Here is a 15,749-nt window from a genome sequence, read left to right on the forward strand (position 1 = left end):
TGTGTTCTACGCTGCCGGACCGTGGGGCAACTGTCCTTCTTCTCGGCCGAGGCGCGTCAGCCCTGTGTCGCGGACCTGGCGGGGCTGCTGTGCGGGCCCGGTCGGGCGGTGGGCTTCGCGCGTGGTCGGGCGGCCCGCATCTCGGTCGGCCTGGCGGAGCGGTGGCGCGGGGTGGCGCTGGTCGCGGCGCTGGCCGAGCGGGGGGTGGACGCCAAGCTGGCGGTGGTTGAGCGACCCCGGCCCGGCGAAGACGAGCCCCCGGAGCAGCCCGTCGTGGACGTTCACCCGGACGAGGAGGACGTGCACCCGGACGTGGAATACGACCCGGAGGACGCGTTCACGGACGCCTCGCCGGTGGGGACGGGGGAGGGATCGCCCGAACGGGTCGAACCGGAGCCGACGCCCGAACCGGCACCGCCGCGGGTCCGGGTGGTCGAGCGCGAGCTGGAGGTGGCCACCGCGTTCCGCACCGACCTGCGCGGCCTGGCGGGCCAATGGCTGGCCGGCGACGCGAAGGTGGTGCCGCCGGACCTCGCGCTGCACGGCGGGGTGCTGCGGCTGTGGGCGCTGGCCGCCGGGCGGTGGGCCGAGTCGGCGTACGTGCTCGGCCTGGACCCGGACGCGCCCGGCACGCACGAGCCGCTGCGCGTCGCGCTGGCCGGGTCCGGCCTGCCCGCGACCCTGCTGACCACGGGCGGACCCGCGTTGAAGGTGGTCGGCAGGCGTCGGCTGGAACGGCTCGCGGAGCTGGTCGGGCGGCCACCGCGCGGGGTGCTCGAACGCACCTGGCCGGCCGCCTAGGCGGTCCTCCTGGCAGTCGATCGGGCACAGTTGTGTCACCCTGTCCCGACCAGGGCTGCCCATGCGGCGACAAAGGACAGTGCACACTGGCGGGTCGGGACACAGTGTTCGGAGAGAGCGGGACGGCGTGGCTGGATCGACACGGACGAGGAAGACCAACGGGGGATCAGCGGGTGGCAATCGGCGGTTGGTGATCGTCGAGTCGCCCGCCAAGGCGCGCAAGATCGCGTCGTACCTCGGCAACGGCTTCGTCGTGGAGTCATCCAAGGGGCACATCCGCGACCTGCCGCGCGGCGCGGCGGACGTGCCCGCCAAGTACAAGGGCCAGCCGTGGGCGCGGCTCGGCGTGGACGTCGACCACGACTTCGAACCGCTCTACGTCGTCACGCCGGACAAGAAGGCGACCGTCGCGGAGCTGAAGGAGCTGCTCAAGGACGTCGACGAGCTGTACCTGGCGACGGACGGCGACCGGGAGGGCGAGGCCATCGCCTGGCACCTGCTGGACACCCTGAAGCCGAAGGTCCCGGTCCGCCGGATGGTGTTCCACGAGATCACCGAGCCCGCGATCCGCGCCGCCGCGGCCAACCCGCGCGACCTGGACCAGGACCTGGTCGACGCGCAGGAGACCCGCCGCATCCTGGACCGCCTCTACGGCTACGAGGTCAGCCCCGTGCTGTGGAAGAAGGTCATGCCGAAGCTCTCGGCGGGCCGCGTGCAGTCCGTGGCGACCCGGATCGTGGTCGAGCGGGAACGCGAGCGGATGAAGTTCGTGACCGCCTCGTACTGGGACGTGTCGGCGACCATGGACGCCGGCGCGGACGCCGCGCCCCGGACGTTCGGCGCGCGCCTGGTCGCGGTGGACGGCGTGCGGCTCGCCACGGGCCGCGACTTCGAGTCCACCGGTCGGCTCAAGGAGGGCGCGGAGGTGCGCGTCCTGGACGAGGCGCAGGCCCGCGCCATCGCCGACGGCCTGGCCAACGCCGCCATGACGGTCTCCTCGGTGGAGGAGAAGCCGTACACGCGCAAGCCGTACGCGCCGTTCATGACCTCGACGCTCCAGCAGGAGGCGGGCCGCAAGCTGCGGTTCTCCGCGGACCGCACCATGCGCACCGCGCAGAAGCTGTACGAGAACGGCTACATCACCTACATGCGCACCGACAGCACCACGCTGTCGGAGACGGCCATCAGCGCCGCCCGTGCGCAGGCCACCGAGCTGTACGGCGCGCAGTACGTCTCCAAGACGCCCCGCCAGTACAACCGGAAGGTGAAGAACGCCCAGGAGGCGCACGAGGCCATCCGGCCCGCCGGCGAGGTGTTCCGCACGCCCGGCCAGGTGGCGCGCGAGCTGGAGTCCGACGAGTTCAAGCTGTACGAGCTGGTCTGGCAGCGCACCATCGCGTCGCAGATGGCCGACGCGCGGGGCAACACGACCAGCGTCCGCGTCTCCGGCCGCACGACGGCGGGCGAGGACGTCACGTTCGCCGCGTCCGGTCGCACGATCACCTTCGCGGGCTTCCTGAAGGCGTACGTGGAGACGGTCGACTCGGAGGCGGGCGGCGAGTCCGACGACGCCGAGTCGCGCCTGCCGCAGCTCGTGCGCGACCAGGCGCTGACCGCGGCCGAGCTGTCCGCGGACGGCCACGCCACGTCGCCGCCGCCGCGCTTCACCGAGGCGAGCCTGATCAAGACGATGGAGGAGCTGGGCATCGGCCGCCCGTCCACCTACGCGTCGATCATCAGCACCGTCCAGGACCGCGGCTACGTGTGGAAGAAGGGTTCCGCGCTGGTCCCGTCCTGGGTGGCGTTCGCCGTGGTGGGGCTGCTGGAGCGGCACTTCGGCCGGCTGGTGGACTACGACTTCACGGCCGCGCTGGAGGACGAGCTGGACGGCATCGCCGCCGGTCGCCAGGAGCGCACCACGTGGCTGTCCGGCTTCTACTTCGGCGGCAACGTGGGCCCGGAGTCGTCGGTGGGCCGGTCCGGCGGGTTGAAGAAGCTGGTCGGGTCGAGCGTCGAGCAGATCGACGCGCGCGAGGTGAACTCGATCCCGCTGTTCGTGGACCTGGAGGGCCGCACGGTCGTGGTCCGGGTCGGCCGGTACGGGCCGTACCTGGAGCGCGAGGTGGAGGGCCCGGACGGCGAGGTCACGTCGCAGCGCGCGAACCTGCCGGACGACCTGCCGCCGGACGAGCTGAACCGGGGCGTCGCGGAGAAGCTGTTCGCGACCCCACAGGAGGGCCGCACGCTGGGCACCGACCCGGTGACCGGTCACGAGATCGTGGCCAAGGAGGGCCGGTTCGGGCCGTACGTGACGGAGGTCCTGCCGGAGCCGCCGGACGGGAAGAAGGCGCCGAAGCCGCGCACCGGTTCGCTGTTCAAGTCGATGTCGCTGGACACGGTGACGTTGGACGACGCGTTGAAGCTGCTGTCGCTGCCACGCGTGGTGGGCGCGGACCCGGAGACCGGCGCGGAGATCACCGCGCAGAACGGCCGGTACGGGCCGTACCTGAAGAAGGGCACCGACTCGCGGTCGCTGACCAGCGAGGACCAGCTCTTCACGGTCACCCTGGACGAGGCGCTCAAGATCTACGCCGAGCCGAAGAAGCGTGGTCGGGCCGCCGCCGCGCCGCCGCTGAAGGAGCTGGGCGCGGACCCGGTGTCGGGCAAGCCGATGGTGGTGAAGGAAGGCCGGTTCGGGCCGTACGTGACCGACGGCGAGACCAACGCGTCGCTGCGCAAGTCCGACAGCGTCGAGGGGCTCAGCGACGAGCGGGCCGCCGAGCTGCTGGCGGAGAAGCGCGCGAAGGGCCCGACGACGAAGAAGAAGGCGCCGGCGCGCAAGAAGGCGCCCGCCAAGTCGAAGAGCTAGTCGCGGTGGTGGCCGGCCCACGAGCCGGCCACCACCCGAACGGCGGATGCGGCCGTGGCGTGGTCACCCCCCGGTTACCCTGTTTCCCTGCATGAACAGCGGGGGTGAGCACCATCCGAGACGGCGGCACAGCGGCCTCGACCAGCCACCGGATTCGCAGCGTGTTGGCGATCCGGCCGTTCCGCAGGCTCTGGGGTGTCACCTATCTGTGCAGTGTGGGTGACTGGCTGTCACTGCTGGCGTTGACGGGCCTGGTGTCCCGGCTGACCCAGAGCTACCAGTGGGAGAGCTTCGCGCTCAGCCTGGTCGTGCTCACCCAGCTCCTGCCGGGCATCCTGTTCGCCCCGCTGGGCGGCGTCCTCGCGGACCGGTTCGACCGCCGCAAGATCATGGTGGTCTGCGACCTGCTGCGTGGCGGTCTGTTCATCTCGATCGCCCTGGTCGGCACGGCCTGGTGGCTGTTCATCGCGAACTTCCTGGTCGGCTGCTGCGCGATGCTGTGGATCCCGGCGAAGGACTCGGCCGTGCCGAACCTGCTGCGCCGCCCGGACCAGGTGGAGACCGCCAACCAGCTCGGCCTGGTGATGACCTACGGCCTCGCGGTGATCAGCGGCGCGGGCCTGTACTCGTTGATCTCCGGCATCCCCGGCTACCTCAACGTCCAGAACACCGACATCGAGTTCCGCATCGCCACCATCGCCGTGATGGTCAACGGCGCGCTCTACGTGACGTCCGCGATCCTCGTCGCGGTGCGGATTCCCGAACTGTCCGGCCGCGCGACGCCGGTGAAGCGGGAGCAGGGCGAGGGCTTCTTCGCGATGCTGCGCGGCGGCCTGAAGTTCGCGGCCCGCACGCCGCTGGTGCGCGGCCTGGTCATCGGCATGGTCGGCGCGTTCGCCGCGGCCGGCGCGGTCATCGGCACCGCCAAGCTCTACGCGTTGTCCCTGCTCGGCGGCGACTCCACGTTCGGCCTGCTGTTCGTGGCCGTGTTCGCGGGCCTGGCGGTCGGCATGGCGACCGCGCCCCGGATGGCCCGCCGGCTGCCCTACGACCGGTTGTTCGGCGTCACCATCGTGCTCGCCGGCCTGAGCCTGATGGTGGTGGCCCTCGCGCCGCACCTGTGGATCGCGCTGACCGCCGTCGCGCTGGTCGGCGGGTGTGCCGGGATGGCGTTCCTGACCGGCCTGACCATCGTGGGGTCCAAGGTCGAGGACGCCATGCGCGGCCGGACCGTGGCGTTGATCCAGTCGCTGCTCAAGGTGGTCCTGTTCGTCGCCTCCGGCACCGCGCCGCTGCTGGTCAGCCTGGTGCAGCAGCGGGACGTGGAGCTGTTCGGGCACGTCATGCAGGTCGACGGCACCCGGCCGGTGCTGTTCGGCGCGGCCGTCATCGCGGTGCTGCTCGGGCTCATCGCCTACCGGCAGATGGACGACCGGCGGGCCGAGCCGATCCTGTCCGACCTGCTGCGGGTGCTGCGCGGGCGCACCCGCTCCGGCGCCGGCGTGCTGATCGCCGTCGAGGGGGAGAGCCGGGTCGACACGGCGGCGCAGGCGCGGCGGCTCGCGGCGGCGTTGCGCGAGGCGGGCCACGAGGTGCTGCTCGCGTCCGACCCGGACCTGGACGAGCAGCGGTTGCGCAGCCTGCTGTCCACCGCCGACCTGGCGGGCGTGCGGGCGCACGCCCTGGTCGCCGCTGCGGTGCGGGCGGACGTCGTGGAACGCGCCGTGCGGCCCGCGCTGGACAACGGCTCGGTGGTGGTGATGGAGCGGTACGTGGACAGCCCGCTGGCCCACTTCAGCGCGGCGGGCAGCGTGGAACCACGCGAGGTGGAGGGCCTGGTCGACTGGGCCACCGGGCGGCTGCGCCCGGACGTGACGGTGCTGCTGGACCGGTCGCCGTCGGACGGCCGCGCCCCCGTGGACGCCGTCGAGCACAACTGGCGGGTGCAGCGGCTGCTGACCGAGATGGCCGCCGCCGACCCGGGCCGGTACGTCGTCGTGGACGGCGACGGCACCGTGGACGAGGTGGCCGAGCGGGTGCGCTCGATGGTGGTGCCGCTGCTGACGCGGACGGCGGCGGAGCGGTCGCCGGAGCTTCGGTAGGTTTGGCGACCGTGGCCGGGAACGGGGTGTGGAGCGAGGTCGTCGGGCAGCCCGACGCGGTCGCGGTGCTGAGCGCCGCCGCCGAGGCCGCCGCGTCGATCGTGGCGGGCGGGACACCCGCGCCGGGTGCGATGACCCACGCCTGGCTGTTCACCGGGCCGCCCGGTTCGGGGCGCACCGGCGCGGCGCGGGCGTTCGCGGCGGCGTTGCAGTGCGTGGCCACCGACGACCGGCCCGGCTGCGGCGCGTGCCCCGGCTGCCACACGGCGTTGGCCGGCACGCACGCCGACGTGCGCGTGGTCGCGCCCGAGGGGCTGTCCATCCCGGTCGCCGAGATGCGGGCGCTGGTGCAGGTCTCGGCCCGGCGGCCGACGTCCGGGCGCTGGCAGGTGGTGATCATCGCCGACGCCGACCGGTTGACCGAGGGCGCGGCGAACGCGTTGCTCAAGGCCGTGGAGGAGCCGCCGGAGCGGACCGTGTTCCTGCTCTGCGCGCCGTCCGACCACCCCGACGACGTGTCGGTGACCATCCGCTCCCGGTGCCGCGTCGTGCCGCTGGGCACGCCGCGGCCGGACGCGATCGCGACGGCTCTCGTGGACGAGGGCGTGCCCGCCGAGCGGGCGGCGTGGGCGGCGTCGGTGTCCGGCGGGCACGTGGGCCGCGCGCGGCGGCTCGCGACCGACGAGTCGGTGCGCGCGCGTCGCGAGTCGGTGCTGCGCATCCCGCTCGCCCTGCGCCGCCCGGCGGACATCTTCACCTGCGCGGACAGCCTGGTGCAGGCCGCCGAGGCGGACGCGTCGACCGCCAACGAGGCGCGGGACGAGGCCGAGCGGCAGGCCCTGGAGACCGCCATGGGCGCGGGCGGCACCGGCAAGGGCACGGCGGCGGCCACCCGCGGCGCGAAGGGCGCGTTGAAGGACCTGGAGAAGCGGCAGAAGTCGCGGGCCACCCGGACCCAGCGCGATTCGCTGGACCAGGCGCTGGTGGACCTGGCCGCGTTCTACCGCGACGTGCTGGTCACGGCGACCGGCGCGCGGGCCGCGTTGAACCACCCGGACCGGGCGGCGGACAGCCGCGCCGCCGCCGACGCGTGGCCGCCCGAGTCGGTGCTGCGCCGGCTGGAGGCCGTGCTGGCGTGCCGGGACGCGCTGGAGCTGAACGTGAAGCCGCGCATCGCCGTCGAGGCGATGCTGACCTCGCTCCACCGCGGCTGACCCGGCTCACCCCGGCCGCCGCGCCGGCACCGCCGCGACCACGACCACGCCGAGCAGCAGCAACGCCGTGCCGGTCCAGAAGATCGGGACGGTCCGGTAGCCGGCCCCGGTGTGCGCGAGCTGCCGCGGCGCGCCCGCGGGCGGGGCGGCCTGCCCGCCGCGGGGCGCCGGTGGCGGTGCGCACACCGCCCCGCCGGTCGGGGCGGCCGCGCGGACGACCTGCTCACCCAGGGACACCTGCGCCAGTGCCGACGGCAGGTTCGGCAGACCGAGGGCCTCGGTCGGGAGCAGCTGGAGGTCGAGCAGCCGCGCGGTCGCCCCGAGCATGAACCCGTTGATCACGGGTCCGCCTGGTTGGAGCGGGCCGTTGATGACGGCGGTCTTCTCGGTGAGCTGCGCGGCCTGGAGGCGCAGCACGCCGATGTCGAGCTTGCGGTCCGCCGGCGTGCCGCCGACCACCGGCACCGCCCGGTCGTCGAGGGGCAGGCCGATCGGGAGGTCCAGCACGGGGTGCGCGGCGTCCAGCGCGCCCAGTTCGCGGTCGCCACGCGCCACCCGCAGCACGGGCGCGGTGTAGGTGATCTCCGACGTGCTCTCGTCGCCGGTGGACAGGGCGGTCAGCGTGGGCGGGCTGACGACGTCGACCCGGATCTCCGCCGGCGTGCCCGCGAGCAGGCGCACGCTCGTCGCCTGGAGCGTGGAGGTCGAGCGCACCGCCTTGTTCGGGCTGCCCGGCAGGTCCACCAGCTCGACGGTGGAGCGCGCGGCGAGGGTGTCCGGGAGGCTCAGCAGCGAGCCCCGCGCGCCGGTGTCGGGCGAGCCGGACAGCAGGCCGCCGAGCAGGCTGAGCGGGCCGGGCAGGTGCTTGAGGTCGGCCGGCGACTGCTCGGCCACGCCGGTCAGGTCGGACGTGCTCGGCAGCGTCGGGATGGCGTTGAGGGCCGACAGGCTCGCGACGGACGTCCGGGCGTCCGCGATCGGTCGCACGCACGGGCCGAGCCGGTCGTCCCAGCGCGCGTGCGTGCTGCCGTTGAGCAGGCCCACGCGGAGCAACGCGTCGAGCGGCGTCGGCGGCGGTGCGAGCACGCCCGTGAGGGGTTCGGCGTTGTCCGGGGACGCGGTCTGCGCCAGCGTGCCGGGCGTCTGCGGCGACCGGCCGCGGACGGCGAAGCCGAGCGGCGACGCCTGGGCGACGGCTCGTTCGTAGGAGAGGAACGCCTCGGTGTTGGCCTGGGCGTTGGCGAGCCCGACGCCGATCTCCGCGGTGGCCTGGTCGGGTCCGCCCAGGCCCGGGAGGGTCGTGTTGACGGGTGTCGAGCCGGGCGCGAGCCGCACCACGGCCAGCCCGGTGCCCGCGTCGGCGATCACGTGGGTGGTCGGCGGGGTACCGGAGACCGGCGGCTGGTTCGGGTCGCGCGGGCCGGGTACCGGCGTGGTCGGCTGGGCCAGGGCGGGCGCGGCGCACAGCGCCACCAGCACGGCGGCGGCGGGCAGGGCCATGAGGCGCATCCGGACCTCCCGTCCGTGACGACGTGAGCGGCGTCACGTACGGCCCAACGACGGGACCCCCTGGTGGGTGACGCCCGGGGCTGGGCTATAGTTGTCCCGTCTCGCCGCCTTAGCTCAGTCGGCCAGAGCGGCTCACTCGTAATGAGCAGGTCATCGGTTCGATTCCGATAGGCGGCTCGGTGAGATGAAGGACCAGGTCTTCCGGCCTGGTCCTTTCTTTTTCCCGGGTCGGTGGCACGCGCGCGGCCTCCCGCGGGGCGGGATGGTCGGCCGGTTGGGTGTTGCGTGGCTGGCGTTGGTCCATCAGGGTGACGTTGCGCCCGTTGGCGTCAGGCTTCGTTCACCCTGTCGTTGCCACCGCGGAGGTGATGACCATGGTCCCGACCATCCTGCTCACGGTGCTGGCGCTGCCGTTCGTCGTGCTGGCCGCGCGGGTCGGCAGGCGGCGGTGGGCTCGGCGGTGCGAGGCGGCCCGGGTGCGGGCCGAGGTGGTGTTCCACCACCGGCTCACGCGCTCCTGAGCACCCTGGTCACCACGTCGCCGTACCGGCGGTCCAGTTCGGCACCGACGTCGGCCGGGTCGCACACCACGGCGAACGCGTGCAGCACCTCGTCGTCGACCGCGGCGGCCATGTCGTCCCACCGGCCGCGCCTGGACAGGCGGTGCAGCTCGTCGTGCAGGTCGCCCCAGCCGTGCAGGTCGAGCACCTTCCGGTAGGCGGGCGTCGAACCGTAGAACGCGATCTGCCGCCGCACCTCCGCGACGCCCGCCTCGTCCGTCGCGATCAACGACGGGCCGCTGATCTCCAGCCCCGCCAACGGCTTGCCCGCCTTCTCCCGCCCGCGCGCCAGGGCGGGCAGCGTCACCTCGCGCAGGTACCGGTCGGTGGTGAAGCTGTGGCACAGGAACCCGTCGGCCACCTCGCCCGCGACCTCCGTCATCAGCTCGCCGACCCCGGCCAGCCACACGGCCGGCGGCCCGAACGGGTTGGGGCCGGGGTCGAAGAACGGCGTCATCAGCGTGTGCGTGGAGAACTCGCCCCGGAACCGCAGCCGCTCACCGGTCTCCCACGCGTGCCAGATCGCGCGCAGCGCCAGCACGAACTCGCGCATCCGCGCGGCGGGCCGCGACCAGGGCATCCCGAACCGCTTGGTGATGTGCGGCTCCACCTGCGAGCCGAGGCCGAGGTGGAACCGGCCGCCGGAGAGCAGTTGCAGGTCGTTGGCCTGCACGGCGGTGCTCATCGGGTTGCGCGCGAACGCGACGGCGATGGCGGTGCCGACCTCCAGCCCCGTGCCGGCCACCCGCGCCAGGCCCACGAACGGGTCGTGCCTGGTCTCGGCCAGCCAGAAGCCGGTGTGCCCGGTCGCCTCGGCGTGCCGGGCGGCGTCCACGACGGTCCGCGGGTCGTAGTTGATCTCCAGGCGGTCGACCTTCACCCGGTGGAACCTACGGCTCGCGCCGTGCCGCCGTGAAATCGGAGTTGAGTCTGCCGCGACGTCAATTCCTAGCGTCGCCCGCATGGCAGCGAGCAAGCACGTGATCAAGCTGAACCTGGACGCGGGCAACGCGTCCATGATGGACCTGGGCAAGATGCTGGGGCAGACCGGCGTGAACCTCGTCGCCGTCAAGCGCGCCTACGACGAGGTGACCGCGGGTCAGCGCGGCGACGTGGTGCCGGTCGTCGTCACCGTCCGCGACGACCGGTCGTTCGACCTGTCGGTGCGGACGCCGCCCACCGCGTTCCTGATCCGGAAGGCGTTGGGCGGCAAGGGGGCGGCCACGCCCGGCCACGCGTCGGCGGGCACGTTGAGCCGCGCCGCGCTGCGTGCGATCGCCGAGCGGAAGCTGCCCGACCTCAACACCGCGGACCCGGAGGTCGCGGAGCGGATCATCGCGGGCACCGCCCGGTCGATGGGCGTGGCCGTCGAGGACTAGGCGCGGTTGGGGCGCAACGTCCAGACGACGACCATCTCCGCGGTCGGCACGCCCTCCGCGTTGGTGATCGTGACGTGCACCGGGAACTCGGGGCGGGCGCCCGCGTCGAGTTCGGCCACCACCTCGGCCACCGGCCGGCCGAGGACCGCCTCCGCCCGGAGCGCGCCCAGGGCGAGCTTCCGGTAGTGGATCTCCGACCGCACGACCAGCGGTGTGGCCTTGGCCATGTGCGGGCCGAACGCGGCCATCGCCACCGCGCCCGACGCGGTCTCGCCGAGGCCGAAGATCATGGCCGCGTGCGGGCCGGCCACGTGGTTGTGGGTGGCCGGGTCGTCGGGCAGCCCGGCCACCACCCGGTCGCCCGTGACCTCGGAGAACTCCACCCCGCTCGTCTTCACCCACGGCACGGCCTGCTTCATCGCGTCGGCGACGAACGAGTAGTCAGCGCTCATGCCGCCACATGTTACCGAGCGGTAGTCATGAGACCGGGGTCACCGGTTATTTCATTTGCCAAGACTCTTCTCCAGGTTCAAGCTTGTATCCAGCAACTAGTTGGATGATGCAAGCAACGGAGTGTTCCATGGTGACGCCTGCGGGTGACGAAGGGCGTGCCGAGCAGCTCGCCCGTGCCGAGCGGATCGGCATGGCGTTGGTGCGGCTCAACAAGATGCACGCCTGCGTCGCCGCGCACCTGAGCCGGACGGGGCTCGACAAGTCCTCGTTCGTGCTGCTGGCGAACCTGAGCCACCTGGGGCCCTCCCGGTCGAGCGCCCTGGCCGAAGCGGTCTTCTCGGACCCGTCGACGGTCAGCCGCCAGGTCGCGTCGCTCGTCAAGGAGGGGTGGGTCGAGCGCCGGGCGGATCCCGACGACGGCCGGGCCAGCGTGCTGGCCGTGACGGACGCGGGGATGCGCCTGCTGGAGGAGCGGCGCCGGTCGCGCAACCAGGCCATCGCCCGGATGCTCGCCGACTGGTCCGAAAAGGACCTCGTGGCGTTCATCGACCACTTCGAGCGCTTCGTCGGCGACTACGAGCGGGCGCTACCGGATTTCATCGCTGAGAGCGGACTGGGGCCGCGCTCAGAAGGGGAGAAGTGATGTCGGAGACGACAACCCGAGCGGACGCGGCGCCACCAGGTGCCGCGCTGCTCACCCACCGGCAGATCCTGACGATCCTGTCGGGCCTGCTGCTGGGCATGTTCCTGGCCGCACTGGACCAGATGATCGTGGCCACGGCCATGAAGACCATCGCGGACGAGTTGAACGGCCAGACGCTCCAGGCGTGGGCGACCACGTCCTACCTGATCACGGCGACCATCTCGACGCCGTTGTACGGCAAGCTGTCCGACATCTACGGCCGCAAGCCGATGTACCTCACCGCGATCACGCTGTTCCTCGCGGGCTCGCTGCTGTCCGGCATCGCGAACTCGATGTACGAACTCGCCGCGTTCCGCGCGGTGCAGGGCCTCGGCGCGGGCGGTCTGATGTCGTTGGCCATGGCGATCCTCGCCGACATCACGTCGCCGCGGGAGCGCAGCCGCTACACCGGCTACTTCATGGCCGTGTTCGGCATCTCCAGCGTCGCGGGCCCCGTCGTGGGCGGTCTGTTCGCGGGTATGGACGACTTCCTCGGCACCGCCGGGTGGCGCTGGGTGTTCCTGGTCAACGTGCCGATCGCGCTGGTGGCGCTGGCCGTGGTGGCGAAGGTGCTGAACATCCCGCACAAGCGGGTCGACCACCGCGTGGACTTCCTCGGCGCGGCGCTGCTCACGATCGGCCTCGTGCCGCTGCTGATCGTCGCCGAGCAGGGCCGCGAGTGGGGTTGGGCCTCCGGCACCGCGATCGCCATGTACGTCATCGGCGTGCTCGGCCTGGTCGGGTTCGTGTTCGCCGAGCGGCGGGCCGGCGACGAGGCGCTGCTGCCGCTGCGGCTGTTCCGCCGGCAGACGTTCTCGCTGGGCAACACGGTGAACTTCGTGCTGGGCATCGGGATGTTCGGCGGCATGGTCTCGCTGCCGCTGTACCTCCAGATCGTGAAGGGCTACTCGGCCACCCAGTCCGGCCTGATGATGCTGCCGCTCACGTTCGGCATCATGACGGCGGCCGGCAGCAGCGGCAGCATCACCGCGAAGACCGGTCGGTACAAGGTGTTCCCGGTCGTCGGGTTCGCGTTGATGGCGATCTCGTTGTTCGTGTTCAGCACCATCGGCACGGACACGCCGGTGTGGCAGTCGCTCGTGCTGATGTTCTTCGTCGGCGCGGGTCTGGGCCTGTGCATGCAGACCCTGCTGGTGGCCATCCAGAACGACGCGGAGCCCCGCGACATGGGCGTCGCCACGGCGTCGGCCACGTTCTTCCGGCAGATCGGCGGCACGGTCGGCACCGCGGTGTTCCTGTCCATCCTGTTCAGCACGGTCGGCGACAAGATCCGCGACGCGATGGCCGAGGCGTCGGGCAAGCCCGAGTTCATGGCGGCGCTCGCCCGGCCGGAGAACCAGCAGTTCGCGGCGGCGGCCAAGGACGGCGCCGGCATGAGCCTGGACAACACCGAGTTCCTGAAGACCCTGGACCCGGTGCTGGCCCGCCCGTTCCTGGACGGCTTCTCCGGCTCCATCGACCTGGTGTTCCTGGTCGGCGGCCTGGTGACCACGATCGGCTTCGCGCTCATCTGGTTCCTGCGCGAGGTGCCGCTGTCCAGCCGGTCCGGCCTGGAGCGGGTGAACGACGAGAAGGACGCGGCGGCGATCGCGGTCCACTAGCCCCGTACGCGGAAGCGGGCCACCCCGATCGGGGCGGCCCGCTTCCGGGTGCACGCTTCCGGGTGCACGCGCTCAGTGCAGCTCGCCGCTGGCCTCGGCGTCCTTCAGCCGCTGGTAGGACCGGACGATCTCGGCCTCCGCGTCCACGCGGCCGACCCAGGTCGCGCCCTCCACGCTCTTGCCCGGCTCCAGGTCCTTGTAGACCTCGAAGAAGTGCTGGATCTCCAGCCGGTAGAACTCGCTGAGGTGGTGGATGTCGCGCAGGTGCTCGGTGCGCGGGTCCTCGGCGGGCACGCAGAGCAGCTTGTCGTCGCCGCCCTTCTCGTCGGTCATGCGGAACATGCCGATGGCGCGGGCGCGGATGAGGCAGCCGGGGAACGTCGGCTCCTGCACCAGGACCAGCGCGTCGAGCGGGTCGCCGTCCTCACCGAGCGTGTCGTCTACGAAGCCGTAGTCCGCCGGGTACTGAGTGGCCGTGAACAGCGTGCGGTCCAGTCGGATGCGCCCCGTCTTGTGGTCCATCTCGTACTTGTTGCGGACCCCCTTGGGGATCTCGATGGTGACGTCGAACTCCACTGCGCGGTCCTCGCTCGTCTTTGACGTTCGTTACGCCACTAGTGTGGACCACGAGGTGTCGCCACCCGTCACCCACGTGCCTGCTCGTGTGTGTGACGTTGCCCGTAATCAACCGCGGAGGACTGCGTGCCCGACGAGCCATCGTGGCCGACCGTCGACGGGGACGAGGCGGCCCACGAGCCGCCGACGGTGCAGGTCAGGGCCTCTCGCCCGGCGGACCCGCCGACCATGCGCATCCCCGTGCCGCCGCCCGCGGAGCCGCGTCCGGACACCTCCGGGGACGTGGGTGGGCAAGATCGGAATTCACCCGCTGAACCGATCACGGAACGTGAAAGGCACTCCACGTCCACCGAACCGCAACCCGCCCCGCCCGGCCCCGCCCGGCCGAACCCCGCTCAATCGGGTGGTTCGACGGGGCGTGGTGGGCCGAACGGCGGCGCCCGGCCCGCGTGGGGACCGAACGGTCCCGGCACGGGCGGGTTCCCGGGGGAGGACCGGCCCGGTGCCGCCCAGGCGGGTGCGGGCGGCCCGGGAGCGAGCGGTCCCGACGGGGGTGGCGCGCGTGGTGAACCCGAACGGGTGGAACCGGCCGAGGTGGAGGCACCGCGCAAGCGGCGGCCGTTGGTGGTCGTCGGGGTGCTCGTCGCGGTGCTCGTGCTGGCCGGTGGCGGGTTGGTGTCGTGGCAGCAGGGGTGGCTCGGCGGCGCACCCGCCGCCACCACGGCCGCGCCCCAGCCGCCCGCACCGGTAGCCCTCGCGATGCGGGGTGTCGGCGTGGACGCGCCGACGCCCTCCGCGTCCGGCGTCGCGGCGGCGTTGCGGGGACCCGTGGGCAACGGCGTGCTGGGCACCCTCACCGGCACGGTCGTCGACCCGGCGACCGGCACCGCGCTGTGGAAGCAGGAGCCGACCAGGCCGCTGACGCCCGCCTCCACGGTGAAGAACCTGGTGGCCGCCGCGGCGCTGCTGTCGCTGGACCACACCGAGCGCTTCACCACGAAGGTCGTCAAGGGCGAGCAGCCCGGCACGGTGGTGCTGGTCGGCGGCGGCGACCCGACGTTGTCGTCCTTCCCCGCCGGCCGCGACACGGTCTACCCCGGCGCGCCCACGCTGGACGACCTCGCCTCCCAGGTCGCCGCGAAGGGGCCGGTGACGCAGGTCCTCTACGACACCAGCCGCTACCGGGGCGACGGCCTCGCACCCGGCTGGGACCCCGAGGACGTGCCGAACGGCTACGTCGCGCCGATCGGCCCGCTGATGCTCGACGGCGGCCGGCAGGACCCGACGCTCCCGGACACGCCCCGCACCGGCACGCCCGGCGCGGTGGCGGCCGGTGCGCTCGCCGCCAAGCTCGGCGTGACCGCGGCGACGGCGCAGGGCGTGGCGCCCGCCGGCGCGCAGGTGCTCGGCGAGGTCGAGTCCGCACCGGTGGACCACCTGGTCGAGAACATGATGCAGATCTCCGACAACGTGCTGGCCGAGACCATCGCGCGGGAGGTCGCGCTCGCCCGCGGCGCGGAGCCGACGTTCGCCGGCGCGGTGCAGGCGGTGCGCTCCGTGCTCACCGAGAACGGGTTCGACCTGACCGGCGCGGACGTGGTCGACGCGTCCGGCCTGTCGCCCAACGACAAGGTGCCCGCCCGGCTGCTCGCGGACCTGCTGTCGGCCGCCGCCGCCCCGGACGCCGGGGACCCGAAGACGGCGAAGCTGCGCCCGCTGCTCACCGCGTTGCCGGTGGCGGGCGGCAGCGGCACCCTCGCGGGCCGCTACGAGGCGGCCGGCGCGGCGGGCAAGGGCTGGGTGCGTGCCAAGACCGGCACGCTCACCGGGGTGAACTCGCTGGCCGGCGTGGTGGTCGACACCGACGGTCGGCTGCTGGTGTTCACGTTCATGTCGTTGAGCACGACCGACGCCACCACGGTCCGCGGCGCGCTGGACGAACTCGCCGCCGCGCTGCGCGGCTGCGGGTGCGCCTGAGTCGG

Annotated in this window: 13 protein-coding genes and 1 tRNA gene; 10 read left to right on the plus strand and 4 right to left on the minus strand. The window is 72.8% G+C overall.

The window, feature by feature from the left end; all coding sequences use genetic code 11:
- Positions 1-21 precede the first annotated feature (21 nt).
- From KZQ38_RS21745 to KZQ38_RS21760, 4 genes are all read left to right on the plus strand, one after another.
- Positions 22-801 (plus strand): hypothetical protein, encoded by a 780-nt coding sequence (locus tag KZQ38_RS21745; protein WP_219443962.1) that lies wholly within the window; start codon positions 22-24, stop codon positions 799-801.
- Positions 802-928: 127 nt separating this feature from the next.
- Positions 929-3,670: a type I DNA topoisomerase gene (topA, locus tag KZQ38_RS21750; protein ID WP_308258518.1), complete on the plus strand. Its 2,742-nt coding sequence runs from the start codon at positions 929-931 to the stop codon at positions 3,668-3,670.
- Positions 3,671-3,774: 104 nt separating this feature from the next.
- Complete coding sequence (locus tag KZQ38_RS21755) at positions 3,775-5,772, plus strand: bifunctional MFS transporter/dTMP kinase (protein ID WP_308258519.1); 1,998 nt, start codon at positions 3,775-3,777, stop codon at positions 5,770-5,772.
- 11 nt (positions 5,773-5,783) lie between these two features.
- The gene (locus KZQ38_RS21760) at positions 5,784-6,986 is read left to right on the plus strand and encodes a DNA polymerase III subunit delta' (protein WP_219443964.1); all 1,203 of its coding nucleotides are present in this window, start codon (positions 5,784-5,786) and stop codon (positions 6,984-6,986) included.
- Positions 6,987-6,992: 6 nt separating this feature from the next.
- Here KZQ38_RS21760 and KZQ38_RS21765 read toward each other — a convergent pair whose 3' ends face one another.
- Positions 6,993-8,495: a hypothetical protein gene (locus KZQ38_RS21765; protein WP_219443965.1), complete on the minus strand. Its 1,503-nt coding sequence runs from the start codon at positions 8,493-8,495 to the stop codon at positions 6,993-6,995.
- A gap of 103 nt (positions 8,496-8,598) precedes the next feature.
- On the opposite strand from KZQ38_RS21765, the gene KZQ38_RS21770 reads away from it, so the two are divergent.
- Both KZQ38_RS21770 and KZQ38_RS21775 read left to right on the plus strand, forming a co-directional pair.
- A tRNA-Thr gene (locus KZQ38_RS21770) sits at positions 8,599-8,672 on the plus strand.
- Positions 8,673-8,869: 197 nt separating this feature from the next.
- Entirely contained in the window at positions 8,870-9,016 is a 147-nt protein-coding gene (locus tag KZQ38_RS21775) for a hypothetical protein (RefSeq protein ID WP_219443966.1), read from the plus strand.
- Here the strand turns inward: KZQ38_RS21775 and KZQ38_RS21780 are convergent.
- A complete protein-coding gene (locus tag KZQ38_RS21780) occupies positions 9,003-9,935 on the minus strand; it encodes a TIGR03617 family F420-dependent LLM class oxidoreductase (protein WP_308258520.1) in 933 nt (310 codons plus the stop codon). The two genes, KZQ38_RS21775 and KZQ38_RS21780, sit on opposite strands and share 14 nt — an antisense overlap.
- Before the next feature lie 82 nt (positions 9,936-10,017).
- Here KZQ38_RS21780 and KZQ38_RS21785 point away from each other — a divergent pair, with 82 nt between their 5' ends.
- The gene (locus KZQ38_RS21785) at positions 10,018-10,434 is read left to right on the plus strand and encodes an uL11 family ribosomal protein (protein WP_219443968.1); all 417 of its coding nucleotides are present in this window, start codon (positions 10,018-10,020) and stop codon (positions 10,432-10,434) included.
- On the opposite strand, the gene KZQ38_RS21790 is transcribed toward KZQ38_RS21785, so the two are convergent.
- Entirely contained in the window at positions 10,431-10,886 is a 456-nt protein-coding gene (locus KZQ38_RS21790) for a DUF4442 domain-containing protein (RefSeq protein WP_219443969.1), read from the minus strand. The two genes, KZQ38_RS21785 and KZQ38_RS21790, sit on opposite strands and share 4 nt — an antisense overlap.
- A gap of 128 nt (positions 10,887-11,014) precedes the next feature.
- Here KZQ38_RS21790 and KZQ38_RS21795 point away from each other — a divergent pair, with 128 nt between their 5' ends.
- On the plus strand, positions 11,015-11,530 hold the full coding sequence (locus KZQ38_RS21795; RefSeq protein WP_219443970.1) for a MarR family winged helix-turn-helix transcriptional regulator: 516 nt from the start codon (positions 11,015-11,017) through the stop codon (positions 11,528-11,530).
- Positions 11,530-13,191 (plus strand): MDR family MFS transporter, encoded by a 1,662-nt coding sequence (locus KZQ38_RS21800; RefSeq protein WP_219443971.1) that lies wholly within the window; start codon positions 11,530-11,532, stop codon positions 13,189-13,191. The genes KZQ38_RS21795 and KZQ38_RS21800 overlap by 1 nt, the downstream gene beginning before the upstream one ends.
- Positions 13,192-13,263: 72 nt before the next feature.
- Here KZQ38_RS21800 and KZQ38_RS21805 read toward each other — a convergent pair whose 3' ends face one another.
- Positions 13,264-13,767 carry an inorganic diphosphatase gene (locus KZQ38_RS21805; RefSeq protein WP_219443972.1) on the minus strand — a complete coding sequence of 168 codons (504 nt, stop codon included), beginning with the start codon at positions 13,765-13,767 and terminating at the stop codon, positions 13,264-13,266.
- A gap of 579 nt (positions 13,768-14,346) precedes the next feature.
- On the opposite strand from KZQ38_RS21805, the gene dacB reads away from it, so the two are divergent.
- Entirely contained in the window at positions 14,347-15,744 is a 1,398-nt protein-coding gene (dacB, locus tag KZQ38_RS21810; RefSeq protein ID WP_219443973.1) for a D-alanyl-D-alanine carboxypeptidase/D-alanyl-D-alanine endopeptidase, read from the plus strand.
- Positions 15,745-15,749 lie beyond the last annotated feature (5 nt).

Source organism: Saccharothrix obliqua, assembly GCF_019375475.1.
Classification (GTDB): Bacteria; Actinomycetota; Actinomycetes; order Mycobacteriales; family Pseudonocardiaceae; genus Actinosynnema; species Actinosynnema obliqua.